This is a genomic window from Erythrobacter sp. NAP1 (assembly GCF_000152865.1).
Taxonomy (GTDB): domain Bacteria; phylum Pseudomonadota; class Alphaproteobacteria; order Sphingomonadales; family Sphingomonadaceae; genus Erythrobacter.
Map to the genome: position 1 here is coordinate 2,766,581 of NZ_CH672390.1, position 14,957 is coordinate 2,781,537.

At 59.2% G+C, this 14,957-nt stretch carries 16 protein-coding genes and 1 tRNA gene; 6 read left to right on the forward strand and 11 right to left on the reverse strand.

All coding sequences use genetic code 11. From position 1 onward, the window contains the following. Positions 1-99: 99 nt before the first annotated feature. On the reverse strand, positions 100-1,743 hold the full coding sequence (locus tag NAP1_RS13305) for a peptide MFS transporter (protein WP_007165836.1): 1,644 nt from the start codon (positions 1,741-1,743) through the stop codon (positions 100-102). Between the two features lie 211 nt (positions 1,744-1,954). On the opposite strand from NAP1_RS13305, the gene NAP1_RS13310 reads away from it, so the two are divergent. The 5 genes from NAP1_RS13310 (at position 1,955) to NAP1_RS13330 (ending at position 5,878) form a co-directional block, all read left to right on the forward strand. Then, entirely contained in the window at positions 1,955-2,293 is a 339-nt protein-coding gene (locus NAP1_RS13310; protein ID WP_007165837.1) for a GntR family transcriptional regulator, read from the forward strand. Between the two features lie 184 nt (positions 2,294-2,477). Next, positions 2,478-2,759 (forward strand): integration host factor subunit beta, encoded by a 282-nt coding sequence (locus NAP1_RS13315; RefSeq protein ID WP_007165838.1) that lies wholly within the window; start codon positions 2,478-2,480, stop codon positions 2,757-2,759. Positions 2,760-2,902: 143 nt separating this feature from the next. Then, positions 2,903-2,989 (forward strand) — tRNA-Leu (locus NAP1_RS13320). 173 nt (positions 2,990-3,162) lie between these two features. Continuing rightward, positions 3,163-4,233, forward strand: coding sequence for a DNA cytosine methyltransferase (locus NAP1_RS13325; protein ID WP_007165839.1), 1,071 nt, complete (start codon positions 3,163-3,165; stop codon positions 4,231-4,233). Continuing rightward, a complete protein-coding gene (locus NAP1_RS13330; RefSeq protein ID WP_007165840.1) occupies positions 4,217-5,878 on the forward strand; it encodes an ATP-binding protein in 1,662 nt (553 codons plus the stop codon). Before NAP1_RS13325 ends, NAP1_RS13330 begins: the two co-directional genes overlap by 17 nt. A 73-nt stretch (positions 5,879-5,951) precedes the next feature. Here the strand turns inward: NAP1_RS13330 and NAP1_RS13335 are convergent, their stop codons facing one another. The 8 genes from NAP1_RS13335 to NAP1_RS16545 form a co-directional block, all read right to left on the reverse strand. Beyond that, a complete protein-coding gene (locus tag NAP1_RS13335) occupies positions 5,952-6,296 on the reverse strand; it encodes a hypothetical protein (RefSeq protein ID WP_007165841.1) in 345 nt (114 codons plus the stop codon). 153 nt (positions 6,297-6,449) lie between these two features. After that, positions 6,450-6,959, reverse strand: coding sequence for a hypothetical protein (locus NAP1_RS13340; protein ID WP_007165842.1), 510 nt, complete (start codon positions 6,957-6,959; stop codon positions 6,450-6,452). Position 6,960: 1 nt separating this feature from the next. Further along, positions 6,961-7,467, reverse strand: coding sequence for a hypothetical protein (locus tag NAP1_RS16345; protein ID WP_007165843.1), 507 nt, complete (start codon positions 7,465-7,467; stop codon positions 6,961-6,963). 167 nt (positions 7,468-7,634) lie between these two features. Beyond that, complete coding sequence (locus tag NAP1_RS16515; protein ID WP_156777277.1) at positions 7,635-8,270, reverse strand: hypothetical protein; 636 nt, start codon at positions 8,268-8,270, stop codon at positions 7,635-7,637. Between the two features lie 4 nt (positions 8,271-8,274). Next, positions 8,275-8,817, reverse strand: coding sequence for a hypothetical protein (locus NAP1_RS13355; RefSeq protein WP_007165845.1), 543 nt, complete (start codon positions 8,815-8,817; stop codon positions 8,275-8,277). Positions 8,818-9,229: 412 nt separating this feature from the next. After that, positions 9,230-11,554, reverse strand: coding sequence for a phage/plasmid primase, P4 family (locus NAP1_RS16060; RefSeq protein WP_007165846.1), 2,325 nt, complete (start codon positions 11,552-11,554; stop codon positions 9,230-9,232). Next, entirely contained in the window at positions 11,547-11,807 is a 261-nt protein-coding gene (locus NAP1_RS13365) for an AlpA family transcriptional regulator (protein ID WP_007165847.1), read from the reverse strand. Before NAP1_RS13365 ends, NAP1_RS16060 begins: the two co-directional genes overlap by 8 nt. Positions 11,808-12,040: 233 nt before the next feature. Continuing rightward, positions 12,041-12,286, reverse strand: a complete 246-nt coding sequence (locus NAP1_RS16545) for an AlpA family transcriptional regulator (protein WP_162013486.1) — start codon at positions 12,284-12,286, stop codon at positions 12,041-12,043. Between the two features lie 222 nt (positions 12,287-12,508). Here NAP1_RS16545 and NAP1_RS16065 point away from each other — a divergent pair, with 222 nt between their 5' ends. Beyond that, a complete protein-coding gene (locus NAP1_RS16065; protein WP_007165849.1) occupies positions 12,509-13,375 on the forward strand; it encodes a hypothetical protein in 867 nt (288 codons plus the stop codon). On the opposite strand, the gene NAP1_RS13380 is transcribed toward NAP1_RS16065, so the two are convergent. Both NAP1_RS13380 and NAP1_RS13385 read right to left on the reverse strand, forming a co-directional pair. Next, entirely contained in the window at positions 13,363-13,827 is a 465-nt protein-coding gene (locus NAP1_RS13380; RefSeq protein WP_007165850.1) for a very short patch repair endonuclease, read from the reverse strand. The genes NAP1_RS16065 and NAP1_RS13380 overlap by 13 nt on opposite strands. After that, positions 13,820-14,932: a DNA cytosine methyltransferase gene (locus tag NAP1_RS13385; protein WP_007165851.1), complete on the reverse strand. Its 1,113-nt coding sequence runs from the start codon at positions 14,930-14,932 to the stop codon at positions 13,820-13,822. Before NAP1_RS13385 ends, NAP1_RS13380 begins: the two co-directional genes overlap by 8 nt. Between the last annotated feature and the right edge of the window lie 25 nt (positions 14,933-14,957).

The following is a 14,957-nucleotide window of genomic DNA, read 5'->3' on the forward strand; positions in this document are numbered from 1 at the left end:
GCCATGCTGGCCCCCTGATTTCTCGCGCAAAGCATTCACTTGGCGAGAAATCAGGGTGTTGTCCAGTTTTCTGGACAGCTTGGCCTACAAGCTTGCTTGTCAGGCTTTGCTAAGGCCTGCTTCGTGCGCTTCGAGGCCCGCTTCAGCTTCGCCTTCGATGTGCGCGCTGTCGTCCTTGAGCGTGTCGAGATGCATCAGCTTCTTGACGAGCGGGCTGATCACCATGACCCCGACGCCGATTGCAACCGCGTACCAACCGACAGTCGAGTAAACCTCGAGCACGACCTGCTTGCCGGCCTCTTCGGTCATACCGTCACCGCCGGTTGCCGCCGCGATCAGGCCCGCTGCAAAGTTGCCGAGAGCCGATGCGAAGAACCACGTGCCCATGATGAGCGATGCCATATGAGCCGGGCTCAGGCGGTTCATCGCCGACAGGCCGACTGGCGAGAGGCAGAGCTCACCGGTGGTGTGCAGCAGGTAGATGAGGAAGATGAAGATCACCGGCGTCGGTACGTTCACGCCGACGCTCGATGCGCCCCAGACGAGAACGAGGAAGCCGAGGCCAACCTGGACGACGCCAAGGCCGAACTTCATCGGGGTGGAAGGCTCCATCCCCTTCGATGCCAGCCCCTGCCACGTCATTGCGAACAATGGCGCGAGCAGGACGATATAGATCGCGTTGATCGACTGGAACATCGAGGCGTTAACGCCTTGCGTATCCACGTGGCGATCGGTGAACAGGTTGAGCGAGGAGCCCGCCTGTTCGAACAGCGCCCAGAAGACGATCGAAACGAAGATCAGGAACATCGCCGCAAAGATGCGGTCGCGTTCTTCGGAAGGCAGCTTCACGATGGCGGTGAAGATGACATAGGCCACCAACGCGCCGCCGAAGATGAGCAGAACCCAGCCAACCATGTCCTGATACTGGATGGCAAGCCAGCACAGCGCGACCATGCCGAGGCCTGCGCCATAGATGCCCCACTCCTTGCCACCGGCGATGCGCGCCGGATCTTTTGGCTCGCCCTTGCCCATGAGCAGCGGCTTGCCGATGACGAAGAAGATAAGGCCGATCAGCATGCCGACACCGGCAAGACCAAAGCCGTATTCCCAGCCATAGGTCTGGCCAAGGAACCCGCAGATGATCGACGCGGTCGCAGCACCCACGTTAATCCCCATGTAGAAGATTGTGTAAGCCGGGTCGCGGCGGATATCGGTGCGCGAATAGAGCTGACCGACGATGACCGAGATGTTGGCTTTGAGGAAGCCCGAACCGACAATGATCAGGGCGAGCGCAAGCCAGAAGACGTTGATGGTCGGATCGTCCTGACCGCCCGTCCCTTCGAACGCCATGAAGAAGTGGCCGATCGTCAGCAGGACCGCTCCGAACAGCACCGCCTTGCGTTGGCCGATGAACTGGTCGGCGAGATAGCCGCCGACAACCGGAGTAATGTAGACCAGCGCGGTGTAAGCGCCGTAGATAATGGAGGCCTCGCTGTCCGAGAACATCCAGTGCTGGACGAGGTAGAAAATCAGCAGCGCCCGCATCCCGTAATAGGAAAAGCGCTCCCACATCTCTGCGAGGAAGAGCACGAAGAGGCCCTTCGGATGTCCGACTACCTCCGGCTCGGGCCGCGTGATTAGGAAAAGCCCGCCAAGCAGGAAGGCTGCCAGCGCGACGGAGGCACCGCGAAATGCCCACATCTCGAACGCGCTATCGAATGTGAAGAAGAATCCCTCGACCATTTTGTATGAATATCCCCGAAAGTGCTCGTGTGTGCCGAGCTTCAACGCGGCGCACCCTAGCGTGCGTTTTGCGTGTGTGAAGCTTTTGTTTCGCTGAACGGGATCGATTGCCGCGCATGTTGGGACCTCCTGCATCCGGCATGCGGTCAGAGGCGTAGCTTGACGCGCATGGCTGTATTATGGCACTGAAGCACCTGGCGAAGAGACAATTATGACCCAATCACGACCCGTTTACCTCAAACTGCGCGACCAGATTGCCGCCGCGATCATCGAAGGGCTGTACCCTGAAGGCGCGATGCTTCCCTCCGTTAGGGCGCTTGCTGCAGAGCAGGGTGCCAATCCGCTGACGGTGGCGAAGGCGTATCAGCAGTTTCAGAATGACGGATTGGTCGAAGTTCAACGCGGCGTGGGCATGTATGTCGTGAAAGGTGCCGCGGAGTTGCTTCGCAGGCGAGAGCGCGACCTGTTCCTTCGTGAAGAGTGGCCCGAAATCCGTGCTCGGATGGAGCGTCTTGGGCTCAAGCCCGCCGACCTTGTTGAGCAAAGCTGACGGCGATCTTCCTGATCAACGTTCTAATATATTTTGTTGCTATCCTTGCGGAATTAGCAAGATTCTGGCATCCCTTAGCAATCGAATAGCGCCCGTCGGGTCCGGGTTCTTGATTGGTGGCGAACAAAGAGTCGCGACGGTGTGATTGCAGACCAGGGCTGCAGCACGGGCCGGGAGGGCGAAAATGATAAGATCCGAGCTTCTTACCGAACTCCATAAAGACAATCCTGAGCTGCGATCTGAAGAGGTTGAACAGGTCGTCGACATATTTTTTGATGAGATATCTCAAAGGCTTGCGGAAGGTGGCCGCGTCGAGCTTCGCGGGTTCGGAGCGTTTTCGACCCGCGATCGTGAAGCTCGCACGGGTCGCAATCCGCGTACGGGCGAGGCGGTTGAAGTCCCCGCCAAGCGTGTTCCTTACTTCAAGGCGGGCAAGGAAATCCGCAACCGCCTAAACGAAGACTGAACGCACTCACGTCTATTCTCCCTGTCGATCGGATTCGCGCTGACTTGTCAGTGCGATGCAATCTGTCCCCAGCCTCGTGCCTATGTTGCTAGCCGCTATCGCTTTCGGCTAACGGGCATTCCTGACTGCTTGCTCAGAGCCTTGCGGGTGTGGCGGAATGGTAGACGCCGGGGACTTAAAATCCCCTGATCCTATAGATCGTGTGGGTTCGAGTCCCACCACCCGCACCATGAAATCGTTAGACTTTTTGAAGAATTTCGGGTCATGGTGCTCCTGTAATGGATTGAGCCAGGCCCGAACTAGGCCCAATGGAGACCGACAAATCCCGCTGGGATGCCGAAGTTTCCAAGAATAGATGGCTAAATCCATTCCGCGGCAGGTAACAATTAGGGGTCGGCGCAGGATGGAAGACGGGGCGGCAGAGGGTGAGCCAGTTGGAGAGGTGGTTGACCTTTTCTGCGGTGTCGGAGCCCTGAGCCATGGGCTCAAGCAGGCCGGTTTCGCCATCCGAGCCGGATACGACACTGACCGAAGGTGCAAGTTCGCGTTTGAGACAAACAACGATTCGACATTTCACGCTAGAGACGTCTCGAAACTCACCGCTAAAGAGGTGCGCGCCCACTTCTCAGGGGACAAACCAAGCGTGCTCGCGGGCTGCGCGCCGTGCCAGCCATTCTCCACCTATAAGCAGCGGTACGATGAAGATCCCCAGTGGGGGCTTGTTGAGAATTTCGGCAGACTTGCCATTGAGGTCAGGCCGGACTTTGTCACGATGGAGAATGTTCCGGCACTGGAACGGTACAAGTCCGGCGCGGTGTTCAAGAGGTTCGTCTCGATCCTGCGGGAAGGCGGTTATTCGGTAGATTGGACCATCGCCAAGTGCGAGGAGTTTGGCGTTCCTCAGCGTCGCCGTCGCCTTGTCCTTATCGCGGCGAAAGACAGGCAGGCAGTCAAGCTCAATGCAGGGCGCACGGCCGCCGTATCGGTGCTGGATGCTATTGGGGAATTGCCGAAATTGGCGGCAGGCGAATCACATGCCGATGACAGCCTGCATGTTGCCAGTTCGCTATCTGAGCTGAACCTCCGGAGGATCAGGGCATCAAAGCCTGGCGGAACATGGAGGGATTGGCCAATGGAACTGCGGGCAGCATGTCACCGGAAGCCGAGCGGCAAGACCTATCCGGGAGTATATGCGCGGATGACTTGGGATGACCCATCGCCGACGATGACCACGCAATGCTACGGGTTCGGCAACGGACGATTTGGCCATCCCGACCAGGACAGAGCCATCTCGTTACGAGAGGCCGCGATCCTTCAGTCATTCCCGCCTGACTATCAATTCCTTCCTAAAGCTGAGAAGCCCTCGCTCAAGGAGGTCGGTCGCTGGATCGGTAACGCAGTGCCCGTCAAACTAGGCGAAGCCATCGGCCACGAGATCGTGCAGCTTCATTACGGAGATGCAGGCCGTGGCTGACGATGGGTTCAAATTTGAGATTTCGCTGAGTGTTCTAAATCACCTCGGCCGAAACCTCTATCGCAACTTCATAACCGTTCTTGGCGAAGCGATCTCTAACTCATGGGACGCAGAAGCAAGGAACGTCTGGATTACGATCGATAAGGAAAACTCATCGTTCACCATTAAAGACGATGGCATCGGAATGACCGCCGAGGACTTTCAGGGCAAATTTCTGAAGGTGGGTTACTCGAAGCGGAAGGACGGTACCTACAAGACCGAGGGAGAGCGGCCCTTCATTGGCGCGAAAGGCATTGGGAAACTCGCGCTCCTCTCCTGCGCTCAGAAGGTCTCAGTGTTCACAAAGACCGAGGGCAACGACTATGTCGGGGGCGTCATCGACAACAGCGGACTGGATGCTGCGATCAAGAGCGATATGACGCCGGATCAGTATCCGCTTGAGGGCCTCGACTTCTCATTGATCGAAGAACCGATGGAGGGGCACGAACATGGAACCATCATCCATTTCGCTGGCACCAAAGAGCATATTCGCAACTCAATTGCGCATCTTCGCAAACTGATAGCAATGACTTTCCGGTTCTCGGTGATCGACGAGGACTTCACGATCCATGTGAACGGAGATCCGGTCACGGTCGACGATTTGAAAGACCTGGCAGGGAATACAGAATTTTGCTGGGTCGTGAATAGCTACTCGGACGAGTTCATCGAGAGTTTCACCGGGAAAGCTGCGGAGCCTATCGCCCTTACTACAACATTGAACGTGTCTGGCTTCCTCGCAACGGTTGTGTTGCCCCGGCACCTGAAGATCACAGGGACAGATGAGCGTGCCACAGTCGACCTGTTTGTGAACGGAAGGCTACGCGAAAAAAACATAATTCGGCATATTCCAACTCAGCGCATTTTGGAGAGTTACCTCTACGGCCAGTTGCACTTCGATGAGATGGATTCACCTGGCAACGATCCGTTCACCAGCAGCCGTGAGGGTATCGTCGAAGATGACGAAAACTTTCAGTCACTGTTGGATTACCTCAAGCAAACTGTCCTCCCGCACATCCTGGACGAGTGGGACAAACTGCGTCTCGAACGCGGCCGGGAGGGCGATGAGGACAACACCAAGAGGGCAACTAAGAAGCAGAGGACGATCAAGAGCCTCTATTCGCAGGCCAAAGGCGATTACAAACCCGAGGACGGCGAGAACGCCGATAAAGTTGAAGGCTGGCTAAACGAGCTCGCGCCGGATGCTGAGTTCAACATCTCCGCATATGTTGATTGTTTCCTGTCTGAAAACCTTGTCAGGAAATATATGACCAACGAGAAAGTTGAGCTCTCCGGCCCTTCAAAGACCGAAGTCAAAGATTGGCGTGATCGAGAAACGAAGCGAAAAGGCGAGGCCAACATCAGCTTCACTATCCGACGGGATAATGACGACTTGAGCTACCTCGGAATGGATCACATGGCAAAGTCGATCGAAGGGAAGGGTGATCCAGGTCCAAATCCTTCACTCATAAAGGATGCAGTGAGTTACAAGCCAGTTAGGAATGCCGTCGGACATACCGGCTTGCTAACCGACAACGCCAAAACTCACTTATCTATGACTTTTGAGAACATCAAAGGTCGCATCCGGACATTGCTTAAGGGGCCATAGCGCAATCAAGCTTGCAAGAACCCGACTGCTATCGGCGGCGCCATTGAGCGCCGCCGACTTAGATGGTTCGACTCTACGCCGCTGCCTTCTGTTCTTCAGAAAACCGGGAGGCGCAGTTGACCGCGAGATCAACCAGGCTTCCATCAAGCCAGGCCTCAGGGTCGGAGCGCCAGTCGAACGGGTTGTGGCGCCACTCTGCAGGGTCAGTCCGGCTCACCAGTTCGGCCAGCGCGAAATCCTCGGCGTAGTGGAAGTTGGGGTTGGCCTGCCTGACCACGGAAACCGCCTTCGTTAGCTCGTCCAGTGCTTCTACCAAACCAGCCAAGGACGGTGCCACTGCGCGGACGAGGTCATCGGGACATTCCCGATCGCCAAGGATGCGCAACAGGCGCTCAGCGTTCTCTTCGTTGTCGTTCACGTCTTTTCTCCTTCTTCAAAACCCGATGAGTTCACGGGCCTGAGAAAAAGAAAGGATGCGAGAACCGATGTAGCCTATTATTTGGTGCGAATTGAAGGATGGTCCCTGAGAGGGACAGAGACTCAAATGAGGATTTACCCGGTTTTCACTGGGTCAGCCGGAGGATGCCTTCGCAAGCTCTATAGCCTGCACCAGCGAAACGGGCGTACCGGCCTTCGCCTTCTCGACCTGAAGCTGCTTCGCGCGCTCGATGACCGCCCGCTCCGATGCCTGCCGAGCCAGACTCTCGTCCAGGGCCTTGCCGAGGCTCGGCGCTGCGGTCTCGATGCGCTCGGCCATGTCCAGGATGTCCGCGAGCGTCGAGCCGACGGCAGTGGCCTCCACCGCGCCCTCGGCGGCGGTGCGGGTCATGGCGCTGTCGGCATCCATCACGCGTGACACGATTGTCTCGCGGCGTCTCCGTGCGGCGTCTGCCAGCGCCCCGGCGAGCGGCTGGAGGTCCACCTCGCCGCCGTCGGCCTGATCGGTCGCCACCTCCTCCGCCGCCTTGGCGAGCAGGCCCCACGCCCTCTTCTCGGCGTTGGGCGCGTCGTCGTGCACCCGCAGGATCGCGTCCAGCAGGGGTTCGTCGCTCCGGCCCACGGTCTTCTCGAACAGGTTCACGTCACTTCTCCTTCGGCTTGGTGTACAGGTCGCCCAGCGGGCGGAAGTTTCGCCGGCTGCCCGGCACCGCCGAGAGCCTGAGGCGCTCCGCGAGCGGACGGGCAGCGTGCCACACGGCCGCGACGATCGCGCCCGTGCGGGCGTGTCCGACGACCACCGGTCGGACGCCGTCGCCCTCTCCGGTCGCTCGTTCCAGCGTCGCAGCCTGGTTCGCGAGCGCCTCAAGCTCCTCGAAGGCGGCGCTCGCCTGTGTCAGCGCGCGGTCGAACTTCTTGGCCTGCTGGTGCTGTCTCGTGCCGACCTCGCGCAGCTCCTTGGATGCCGCTGCCATCGCCTTGGCCTCGGCGCGCTCCCGCGCCTCACGCTCTTGGCGCTGGCGCTCCTCGTCGGCGAGCCGGTCGAGCTCCGCGTCCAGGTCGTCCGCCTCGTCGCGCGCCATCTCCTCGACCAGTGCCTTCCGCGCCTTTGCGCGGTCCCTGAGCACGAGCTCCCTCGCTGCCTCGAACATAGGTCCATCTCCTGCTTGCTGTCTGTGGTCCTCGCGCATCGTGCGTGCCTTTACTCCGAATACGGAACCATCGTTTCGGGCCTGACATTGGGTCCGGATTAAGGCGCCCCGCAGGGCGCTGTTATCGCTAGGCAAATTGGGCCGTTTCGGGCGAAGGGGATCCGCGGTCACTCGACGCGACGCGGGAAGGTGCCCCCGAACAGGTCCACCACGTTCGACGGGGCGTCCGGTCCGGACTCCCGCGGCGCCTCCGGCGGTGACGGCTCGGGTGGCTCATCGTCCACGGTGGGAACCGCCACAGGTGGCTCCTCGACCTCCGGCAGGTCGTCGTCCGGCCACGTGCAGTGCGGGCCGTCGCCGCCGACTGGCGTACGGGCGACCCGCTCCGCGATGTCGTCGAGGCCGTTCCGCAGACACCAGGTGGCGCAGCCGAGCCGGGCGGCGTCGTCGGCGAACGGTCGGCCCACGCAGTCCGCCACCGCCACGCCCCCGACGAGCATGGTCTCCGAGGTGAACACGGCGTGGACCTGTCCGGTCGTCTCGTTCCACAGCGTGGCGCCGAAGCGGTCCCAGTCGGGTGGCGACACGAAGGTCAGGAGCGTCTGTGCCTCGGCCGGGCTGACCACGCCGCGCGCGGCGTACAGCTCCGCCCCCTCCCGGTCGTCTTCGGCCATCGCGGCGCGCGAGGAGGCGAGCCTCGCCTCCTCGGTCAGGAAGGGCAGGTCGCGACCCGCCGGTGGCCGGACGTTGGCCTCGGCCTCGACCCCCTCCACGAGCGCGGTGCCGTCCTCGAACAGGACCACGAGCCTAGTCACCCTCGACCTCGGCGCGGAGCGCGTCTAGGTCGATCGGCGCGCCCCTCTCGACGCTCGTCGGCGGCGCGTGGACGTTGTTCTGCACGGCCACCAGAGGAGCGGTCCTGGCGTTGAGGTCGCGCATCCGCAGCGCCATCAGCTTCACGGCGATCCGCGGGTCCACGTTGGAGCAGTCGAAGCGGAACAGCGGCTCGAAGTCGTCGTCGAGCTCGGGCTCGCCGGTCTCGGAGTCCAGCGCGGGCACCCACCGGCCGGTGCCCATGTGGAGCGCGGTCTGGATGACGCGGCGGGTGAGCGTCTCCTCGAAGGCCTCGACCGCGTCGTCCCAGTGGGCGGCAAAGGCGGGGTCGCGGCCCCGGCGGTCGTAGAGCGAGCGCCTCGCCATCCCGCAGACGTTGGCGGCGTAGGTCACCTGGCCGAACTCCTCCAGCGCCGCGAGGAAGCGATCCTCCACGTCGGCGGGTATCACAGCGCGGGTGTGGTAGCGGCTCGGCGCGTCGGCGTCGGCCGGGGGTCTGATCTGCATGGCGCCCATGCTGGCTCTCCTGATCGGCGCGGGGCCGGAGAATCCGGGCGGGTCCGTCGCGCGCTCGGGACGGATATGCCGCGCATTCCGCCGACGCCGCCGCCAGCGTTGCTCGTGGGGCGAGAGGCTTCCAGTGTACAAGGCTTGGCGCTTCAGCCACAGTTGAGTGACACCAAGTGACGCAGTCATTTGACACCTAAGCCGCTGTAAGGATTAGCCTACTGATCGAGATTTTGTTGTCATTTGACGGTAGATAGAATTGTCGATGAGACAGTCCACATACTGAAACGCGCGCAGTCAGCGGCCCCGTGCCAGAACTGTGCGCGATTCCATGTGACACCTCTGAATCAGGTAATTTCGCAAGCAAATCAGCTGTTTGCCTGACATTTGACGCGTCACAGGGCTACGTGACGGTTCACGCTCAATCGTCGAAGTCTTCGGTCGAGACCACAGAACTCACACCCGTGAGGCAGTATGTCTGCTTGGCTCTTCGACCCGCTCGACTCTTCATCCGGCGCTGCTTGTATTTCAGTTCAGGCAGCGCGGCGTTCAGATCCGACGCCAGGTCAGTCTGGTTGCGGGTCTCTCCCCGCGACAGACCCTCGGTAAGCGCCCAGTCCTGGTACGCCCGATAGACTTCCCTCATCGGTACAGCGTCACGCTGGTCGCAGGTGATGGAGAGCCGCTCGCGCGCGAAGCGGAGCGCCGGGGACTGGCTGAGCTCGGATGTTGCGGCCTCCAAACGACCCGCCTCGCCAATTGTGAAGGCCAGCCCGTTCGACCGGAGCCGATCCAAGCCTTCAAGCGCCCAGTTCGCGATGCCAGACATTTCGGCCCGCAGCTTTGCTGCAAGTTCGTGGTCCTCGCGTCCCTGGAAGGACGTCTCGAACTTTATGATGATAGCCCGTGCAGCCAGGGCACCGCTTTCGTCGATGAACTTCGGAAGCTTGTTCGCCACGACCATCAACCTGGTCGGCAGGGTGGCCTGGATCACTGAGATGTTCTTCCGATTGACGTCAACCTCGTCCCCGCCGGTGAACATCTTGATCCTTTCCAGCGCAATGGCCCTCTTGGCACTGTTTACGTCATGCGCGTCAGGTACCACCAAGAGCCTCTTATCCACGCACGGCTCGAGCCCGAAATCTCCGGCGATCCCTTCGAGCGTTGAAGAATGCACATGCTGTCTTCCCACCAGATCCTTGCAGACCTGCGCCGCGGTCGACTTGCCGCCGCGCTTCACGCCAATCAGATTCATGATCTTATGCGCTCGGGTGTCGGCAGTCATGAGGTAGCCCATCCACTCCTGCAGCGTCGGGTGAAAGGAGGGGGCAAGCGACTCATCCAGCCAACGCATCCAGCTCGGACAGCTCGCGTCGGCATCGAACCCGTGCTCCGGCAGTCCGGTTGCGAAGTATGAACCGTCGAGCGGGTGAAGCGTTCTGGACCTCACGTCGAGTAGGCCGTTCCTGAACAAAGCGATGTCGCCGGGACCCGCGTCGATCGGCGACTCTTCGAGCCAATCGAACGGGCGAGCCTCGGTCGCGCGCAGGTCGGATATTCCGCGGACCATCTTGTTCACATGTTCGACATCCAGATTGTCCGTCGGGTCGGTCTTCCTGATTTCGGCCCTGAGCATCGCTTCGGAGCGCGTCTGCCAGATGCCGTCTCGAAGGTCGTAGACCTTGCCATCGGAGCAGATCAGCCGACCGGGGCGTCGGGCAAGGAAGTGACGTGCGTTCTTCGCACCGTGCTTTTCCTCGTACACCACCTTCGTGGGCCAGCGCCGCTCAGAACTCACGCTCGCCGTAGCGGGCAACTCGTCGTCGAAGTCATCCGCCGGATCCGGCCTCGGTATGACGTCCCCACGTCCGGCCTCAATCAGCGCCTTATGGAGCGTCCGGTATGTAATGCCACCGGACCGATCGATCGACAGGCTGTCCCACCGACTGGCGATCTCTTCAGCATGGTCCGCGTATGCAGGGTCACTTGTTGACCATTCGATGAACTCCTCACGCCCATCCCCCGCTGTGGCGTGGTGACAGGCCATCATGATTTCGAGCCAGTCCGCGTGTTCCTCGAAATCCTCCGGATCGAGGGCATCAAGCATACTGGCCAGTTCTTCGGGGCTGTAGACCCCGCAGCGGCTCGGCACGGTACTCGGCTTGCTATGCCTGCGAGCCGATTCCAGCAAGCGGTCGGGTGCGTCAGGCGCGCCGAACATTCCGACGGGTTCGCCTTCCCAACGGTATAGTTCGCCAGTGGGATGGATCGAGCCGGGCGCGACTACCTGCCGCCCGACGGTCTTGAACTCGATGCTCGGGTATCCCTCGGGGCGCTCGACGATGCGGAGGTCAGCGAGCTTGGTAAGGTAGTGGTGCAAGCCGCCCGAGCCAGTGCGCACGGTCGGCCACCCGGTCGGGTCGAGTCCGTTCCGAAGGATGAATTCGACATAGTCGCCCATGCTCCACTGCCCGCTGTCGTTGCGAGGATCCCAGTCGATGACGAGGTCGGTGTCGCGGAGCCGAACGCCGACGTTACCTCCGCCGCGCTGCAACCGAGCGATAGCATCGCAGTTGTCGTGGGCCCGGGTGGTCCAATTCTTGTCAATAGGAGCCTTGCCCAGCTCGCGGACCTTTCCGGTCCTATCGTCCATCCTGCGCTTGTCCCAACGGTGGAGCGGGATCAGCTGGTAGCCCGCTTCATCCAGGTGGGCAGTCTCGCTGGGTTCAGTGATGCGACTACCCATTGTGGCGCACCCCCTGCTGAGAGCTGCGGGAGTCGAGCCACTCGATGACCTCGTTCATGCTGTAGAATATCCGGCGCTCGAACTTGCGGAAGGGCGGGCCGTACTGCCTCCCGCGGGTCGAGCGGTAGTCGCGCAGGGTGCGGACGCTGAGCCCGCTCATCTCGGCCACCTCGGCGGCGGTCAAGTGGCGGTCGCCGTCCGGCAACGCTGGTATCCCGACCCGCTCTGTCGCGGCAGTGTTCTTCTCGGACATTGCTTGGTTGCTCCTTCACTCGTTGCGAAGCTGTGTCTTCATGGTCTGGCCCGTCGCGTCGGTAGGTCGCGGCGGGCCTTCTCGTTTCGTTGAGGACGATCGTAGCCCACGACGTGCGTGAAGGATGCCAGTGCTTGAAGCGCTGCGTCTGCCCTTATTTGCGATTCCATGGACATATCAGATAGATAGCGGTCTACTTTTCGCTTGCTGCCCGCGAATCCGCGCGAATCACCTCACTGGAGAGGCTCTTGACGATGGGTCTCCATGAAGGCGCGAAGGTCCGCCAGCGAGTAGAGCACGCGCCGCCCCACGCGGTGAACCGCCGGGCCGGTCGCCTCCATGCGCCACCTGTCCAGCGTCTGCCGGCTCACGCCGATGAAGTCGGCCGCTTCCTCAATGTTCAGGTATTCGCGGGGAACCGCGCCCTTCGCGGACAGCATCTCTTCGATGCGCTTCAGTCCTTCGATTATCTGTTCCACTCTGCCGCTCCGTGCTCGCTCGCTTATGGCGACATCATGGGGGATCACGGCGGCGACGTTGACCATCATTCTCTTCGTCAGGCCCATAGGTCGACTTAGTACCTCGACCATTTGGCGCGGATGCATTGGTCGAGCGTTTCCGTACATGCGAGTGGATCAACATACTCATTTCGAGTACCGCTAAGCCTTGGCGAACTCACGATTAATGAAGGCTAGTTGGCGATGGCGGGTACGGAGATTTTTGATGCTAACCTCAAGAAGTACTTCAATGCATCTCGGGGGGCGTTCTCCGAGGTAACCTGGACCGAGGCGAAAGACGGGCAGGTAACAGTATCAAGCGACGAAAAAACAATTGTAGTCGAGCATTTCGGCGCGGACGACTTAGCGAAGTATGTCGGCAACGACACGGTCCTGGCAATGGCTGGGCTAGACGCTCGGCGAGAGTTCCGGCTGTTCCCGACTGGCAGGATTGTTCAGCCCAAACTCAAATATCCTAAGCCCAACAACAGCGAACTTCGCCTCTATTTCAATGACGAGGAATTCAAAGTTAAGGAAGGCCACTTCTGGGGGGTTTTTGAGCGAGGAGATGACATCTGGCTATTCCAGGCGACTGACGTTTTTATGGACCGCATCAGGAAGCATGGATTGGCATCTGAGGACGGGGGCTCGATTCTTGAACCTGAAGTCGACGATTATCAGTCGGAGATAAATCAGAAAGCGCCATCTCAAATAACGTCTACCCAGAAAGCATGGAGCCGCGATCCGAAGGTCGCCGCCGAGGCCTTAAAAAATGCTTCATTTGAATGCGAACTCTATCCAGAACTTCCGACCTTTACATCTCGCAGTACGGGCTACCCGTTTATGGAGGCTCATCATTTAATACCAATGAAAGCGCAAGCCGACTTTGATGTGTCGCTGGATGTTGTAGATAATATTTGTTGCCTCTCCCCGTTCGCCCATCGAAAGTTACACATGGCCGAATTTGATGATATCATTGATGATTTGGAGAGGCTCATCGCAAAGCGCGCGGCTCTCTTGGATTATGTGAACATCACCAAGGACGAGCTTCTTGGGTATTATATGGGCTGACCTCTTATCGATATGAGTTTCTGCTGGCTCGTAGTGATCGCATCAACCAGCAGAGTTTCGAATTCATCTAGGTCTAGCCGTGTCTTGCCTTTGATGGCGCACTCCCAGACTTCAATCAGTTTCCAATCTGTCTGAAGATATTTGGACCGATTTTCGTCATCTCTCACAATGTTGCTTTTTATCTTTTTTGCCCAAAATTCCTGGCGGGTCTTCGGTAAGCGAAAGAGAGGGCAGTGTTCATGGCCATGCCAGAAGCAACCCTGCACAAATAGCACCGTTCTCCATTTCCCGAGCACCAAATCTGGTTTTCCGGGGAGGTCTTTGCGATGCAGACGGTATCGAAAACCGCCTTTGTGCAAGAGCTTGCGTATAAAAAGTTCCGGTTTGGTGTTCTTCCCGCCAATCCCTGACATCATTTCAGAGCGCTTTTGCGGGTCAACGATGTCAACCAACCGCTGATTGCTCCCTCACCTCACCTGCTTCAGCGGCGATACTCAGCATTGCCTCGGCAAGGGCCCTGATCACGGGCACAGACACGGAATTTCCGAACTGCTTGTAAAGCTGGGTGTCCGAGCAAGCGTCAAGACTGAACCATTCTGGAAAGCCTTGAATGCGTGCACACTCTCTGGGCGTCAGTCTCCGCGGGTTGAGTCCCAAATGAGACTGGTCAATCAAGATCTCTCGGCCGTCCTTGTAGTAGCGAGATGTGATCGTGTTGCAGTATGGATCGTCATAATTGAACACCTTGTGACCAAAGCCGTTTCCCTTTGCTTCGTGTCTCGCCATGCGCCGGATGAGACCCGACCATAACTTGTCGGAAATGGTATAGCGCGCGAGACTATTGGCGCCCTCCGGTTCTAGCGCATCGCCCAGCCGAGTGGGGTGCCCCCCTCTTTCTAGCTGAGCAAAAACGTCGTTTGCGTCGATGTTTCCAAAGTGGTCGCGATCAAAGCCTACAATGTAGACGCGCTCGCGCTTCTGCGGGACACCGAATTCTGTCGCTGCCAGGACCTGATAGCCAACAGAGTAATTGAGTTTACGCGAAAGAGAGCGCCTGGCCTCCAGTGACATCGGGACATTGTCTGGAACCCGCGAGTCTTTTCCAGCAAGTATCGAAAGGATTGTATCGAGCGTTCGGCCACCATCGTGCCCTCGAAGCTGCTTAACATTCTCGAGCAGAAACATCCTCGGTCGCCATTCTGCGAGAATGCGCTGGATTTCGAAAAACATCGTTCCGCGGGTGTCCAGGAATCCCTGCTTCAGGCCGGCATTGGAAAAGGCCTGGCATGGAAAACCACCTAGCAGAATGTCATGAGCGCCGACTTCCGAGGCGTCGATCTTGGTAATGTCTCCGTTAGGTCTATGGCCAAAGTTCAACTCATAGGTGTCTTGGGCGAACTTATCCCATTCGGACGAGAACGTGCACTCTCCGCCGAGCTCATCGAAAGGAATGCGCATCCCGCCGATCCCGGCAAACAGATCAATGAAGGTGAACCGCCGATTGGCATTTCGTACCGGAGCCGCCTTTTCAATTTCTAGTGCATTTTTAAGCAGCATTGGGGCCCCACAAATTCAAGACGGA

Bases quoted from the DNA above. Each gene is read 5' to 3' on its own strand.
- NAP1_RS13385 (WP_007165851.1), bottom strand. From the start codon at position 14,932: ATGCTGCTTAAAAATGCACTAGAAATTGAAAAGGCGGCTCCGGTACGA.
- NAP1_RS13365 (WP_007165847.1), bottom strand. From the start codon at position 11,807: ATGTCCGAGAAGAACACTGCCGCGACAGAGCGGGTCGGGATACCAGCG.
- NAP1_RS13315 (WP_007165838.1), top strand. From the start codon at position 2,478: ATGATAAGATCCGAGCTTCTTACCGAACTCCATAAAGACAATCCTGAG.
- NAP1_RS13355 (WP_007165845.1), bottom strand. From the start codon at position 8,817: ATGGGCGCCATGCAGATCAGACCCCCGGCCGACGCCGACGCGCCGAGC.
- NAP1_RS13310 (WP_007165837.1), top strand. From the start codon at position 1,955: ATGACCCAATCACGACCCGTTTACCTCAAACTGCGCGACCAGATTGCC.
- NAP1_RS16060 (WP_007165846.1), bottom strand. From the start codon at position 11,554: ATGGGTAGTCGCATCACTGAACCCAGCGAGACTGCCCACCTGGATGAA.
- NAP1_RS13305 (WP_007165836.1), bottom strand. From the start codon at position 1,743: ATGGTCGAGGGATTCTTCTTCACATTCGATAGCGCGTTCGAGATGTGG.
- NAP1_RS13325 (WP_007165839.1), top strand. From the start codon at position 3,163: ATGGAAGACGGGGCGGCAGAGGGTGAGCCAGTTGGAGAGGTGGTTGAC.
- NAP1_RS13330 (WP_007165840.1), top strand. From the start codon at position 4,217: ATGCAGGCCGTGGCTGACGATGGGTTCAAATTTGAGATTTCGCTGAGT.
- NAP1_RS16065 (WP_007165849.1), top strand. From the start codon at position 12,509: ATGGCGGGTACGGAGATTTTTGATGCTAACCTCAAGAAGTACTTCAAT.
- NAP1_RS16345 (WP_007165843.1), bottom strand. From the start codon at position 7,467: ATGTTCGAGGCAGCGAGGGAGCTCGTGCTCAGGGACCGCGCAAAGGCG.